The organism is Arsenophonus sp. ENCA (assembly GCF_002287155.1).
GTDB classification, from domain to species: domain Bacteria; phylum Pseudomonadota; class Gammaproteobacteria; order Enterobacterales; family Enterobacteriaceae; genus Arsenophonus; species Arsenophonus nilaparvatae.
The window spans coordinates 1-2,769 of record NZ_NHNG01000540.1; the positions used below are offsets into that span (position 1 = coordinate 1).

General features: G+C 38.3%; 6 protein-coding genes. 3 read left to right on the forward strand and 3 right to left on the reverse strand.

From position 1 onward, the window contains the following. The 3 genes from CBG25_RS13995 to CBG25_RS21475 form a co-directional block, all read left to right on the forward strand. Positions 1–281, forward strand: a 281-nt coding sequence (locus CBG25_RS13995) for a transposase family protein (RefSeq protein ID WP_290603775.1), incomplete at its 5' end; no start/stop codon positions are given. Positions 282–957: 676 nt separating this feature from the next. Continuing rightward, positions 958–1,563, forward strand: coding sequence for a recombinase family protein (locus CBG25_RS14000; protein ID WP_290607360.1), 606 nt, complete (start codon positions 958–960; stop codon positions 1,561–1,563). Beyond that, positions 1,545–1,628, forward strand: coding sequence for a helix-turn-helix domain-containing protein (locus tag CBG25_RS21475; protein ID WP_366212789.1), 84 nt, complete (start codon positions 1,545–1,547; stop codon positions 1,626–1,628). The genes CBG25_RS14000 and CBG25_RS21475 overlap by 19 nt, the downstream gene beginning before the upstream one ends. On the opposite strand, the gene CBG25_RS14005 is transcribed toward CBG25_RS21475, so the two are convergent. The 3 genes from CBG25_RS14005 to CBG25_RS14015 form a co-directional block, all read right to left on the reverse strand. Further along, a complete protein-coding gene (locus tag CBG25_RS14005) occupies positions 1,625–1,993 on the reverse strand; it encodes a type II toxin-antitoxin system PemK/MazF family toxin (RefSeq protein ID WP_290607362.1) in 369 nt (122 codons plus the stop codon). The genes CBG25_RS21475 and CBG25_RS14005 overlap by 4 nt on opposite strands. Beyond that, positions 1,993–2,265 carry an antitoxin gene (locus CBG25_RS14010; protein WP_290607364.1) on the reverse strand — a complete coding sequence of 91 codons (273 nt, stop codon included), beginning with the start codon at positions 2,263–2,265 and terminating at the stop codon, positions 1,993–1,995. The genes CBG25_RS14005 and CBG25_RS14010 overlap by 1 nt, the downstream gene beginning before the upstream one ends. Positions 2,266–2,488: 223 nt before the next feature. Beyond that, a partial coding sequence (locus tag CBG25_RS14015) for a transposase family protein (RefSeq protein WP_290603775.1) occupies positions 2,489–2,769 on the reverse strand: 281 nt, incomplete at its 5' end.

Sequence of the window (2,769 nt, forward strand, 5' to 3'; positions counted from 1 at the left end):
AGGTAACCATCTGGGCAGATACCGGTTTTCAAGGTATAGATAAACAGCATCCTAATACACAAATCCCAAAAAAAGGAACTCGAAAAAGACCTTTATCGCCTGAACAAAAACAAGAAAATAAAATAATCTCGGGCATCCGTATTACAGTTGAACACGCCATCGCGGGTATCAAGCGCCTCGGTTGCATGACCCAAATTTTACGGAATCGTAGACCCTTTATTGATGATACCTTCTTACTCCTTAGCGCAGGTCTTTGGAATTTCCATCTCAGAACAGCGTAAAATTTACTTCAATCACCGAAACACCCTTATTTCACTATTAAGCAACACGCTTAATGACAGCTTGTTGTTCTGGCGTTGGATTTATCAAAATCTTCTCCTGCATAACTTAATGTAATAAGTTTACCAGAGAATCCAATAAATAGTTTTGTAGATAAAACGTCTACATTTGCCGAAACGCATAGCCTCTAAAGTTAGTTGGCAAAATATAACAATTTGGATGGGTTTGATTGTGAAATATGGAGTTGAAAATCTTTGTTGAAAGTTTATGATTGAGTTGCCATGAGTCGATTTTTGATAAATTAGAAATAAAAAAATTTCCATCAACATAATTAGCCAACTTTTGAAGTTGGCTTTTTCTTTTTTGAAATCCGAAAATGAAAAATTCGCCAAACGCATTTTGAGCGCCGATAAAATTTTGGTTGTACGAATTACGTTTTTACCGATAAAGTTGCTCAGAATGGATTACAGGCGGTTTTAGAAGGTGATTTGCAGGTAACTTTGTCTTAATTTTCAAAAATTATTAGATTTAACGATTTTTAATTTCTGATAGACGTTCTTTGCTGTTCAAAATCGTTCGGTTTCGTACACGCCATAAAACATCTGTACAAAAATAGGTTAAATTAATTTCGTACATCCTGTATAATAAGTACATCTATTTCGTACAGGGAAAATAAACATGTCACGGGTTTTTGCCTACTGCCGAGTATCCACCTTAGAACAGACTACCGAAAATCAACGCCGAGAAATCGAAGCAGCCGGATTTAACATTAAACCGCATCGAATTGTCGAAGAGAATGTTAGCGGTTCGGTGGCTGCTAATGAAAGAAATGGATTTGTCAGATTAACAGATAGGTTAGAAACCGATGATATTCTTGTGGTAACAAAATTAGACCGACTCGGGCGAAATGCCATGGATATTCGCAAAACAGTTGAAAGTTTAGCTTTGGCAGGTGTTAAAGTTCACTGTCTCGCATTAGGTGGCGTCGATCTGACCAGTCCAGCCGGAAAAATGACAATGCAGGTGATTTCTGCTGTTGCTGAATTTGAACGGGATTTGCTAATTGAGCGCACTCAGGCAGGAATAGTCAGAGCAAAAGCACAGGGTAAAAAGCTCGGCAGACCCCGATCACTGGACGACAAACAAAGAGAAGAAGTGATATTTCATGTAAAAAACGGTCAAAGCATCAGTTCTCTTGCAAAAATCTTTAATACAACCAGACAAACGATCATGCGAATAAGGGACGCGGAATTTGCCACGGCAAAATCTGGGGTTCCGGCGTAGAACCCCTAGCAAAAGAATTTGGCGTATCAAGAGAAACGATTTATCGGTATTTGCGGACTGGCTAGGATTGGGGATCAATTATATCAACTAGTTTCATAATAACTTCATCAATCAGATGTGATTCAGCTTTTGTATGAAATTTTGCATTTCTATTTTTCAAATCTAGCGCTCTCACCTGATGACAAAGAACAACACCTCTGACTGTCCCTTTTTTAGTGCTGTCACCGGATATAGAGACAGTAACGCCAGCAGAACGAGCACTAGATGCAACGGTAGAAATTGGACAGCATAGACTTACACCCAGTGCCTTATTCAAGGCGGATTCGGTAATAACAAGAAAGTAATGAGATCCTTTTAATTCATTGCCACTCGTTGGGTCTGGGTTGATTAACCAGATATCACCTTTGCATGGAACACTAATTTTAGTCATTAAAAAATTTCCTTTCCGACAGAAGGAGAATTATTTAACTCATACATTGATTTATTTAAAAATTCAATTTCCTGAGTATCAATTTCTGAAACAAGTTGACTAATAGATTTACGCCCACGAGGAATTCGACGAGAAGGCGCTATACAAATAGATTCATGCTCTGTTGTGATGTTTAGTTCCATGCCAATAGACCAGTTCATTTTTGATATAAGGTTACTAGGTATTGTCAGAATGACGGCTCCACCTTGTTGACGCAGGCGAGTAATACTCATCGTGTTTTTCTCCTTCTGTTATCTAAATAACTAAAGTAACATAATGTGCTACTTTTTTCTATTGTATTATTCAAAAAAGGGTATCTCGTGTTTTTATCTTTTCGAAAAAAATCACCCCAAAAACTCGCTGATGGCGGATTGGATAACCTGATGCGTGAGGTGAATGCCATTAAGCGTGTTGCTTAATAGTGAAATAAGGGTGTTTCGGTGATTGAAGTAAATTTTACGCTGTTCTGAGATGGAAATTCCAAAGACCTGCGCTAAGGAGTAAGAAGGTATCATCAATAAAGGGTCTACGATTCCGTAAAATTTGGGTCATGCAACCGAGGCGCTTGATACCCGCGATGGCGTGTTCAACTGTAATACGGATGCCCGAGATTATTTTATTTTCTTGTTTTTGTTCAGGCGATAAAGGTCTTTTTCGAGTTCCTTTTTTTGGGATTTGTGTATTAGGATGCTGTTTATCTATACCTTGAAAACCGGTATCTGCCCAGATGGTTACCT

Excerpts from the sequence above, each read along its gene's own strand:
- CBG25_RS14000 (WP_290607360.1), top strand. The coding sequence starts at position 958 with ATGTCACGGGTTTTTGCCTACTGCCGAGTATCCACCTTAGAACAGACT.
- CBG25_RS14005 (WP_290607362.1), bottom strand. The coding sequence starts at position 1,993 with ATGACTAAAATTAGTGTTCCATGCAAAGGTGATATCTGGTTAATCAAC.
- CBG25_RS14010 (WP_290607364.1), bottom strand. The coding sequence starts at position 2,265 with ATGAGTATTACTCGCCTGCGTCAACAAGGTGGAGCCGTCATTCTGACA.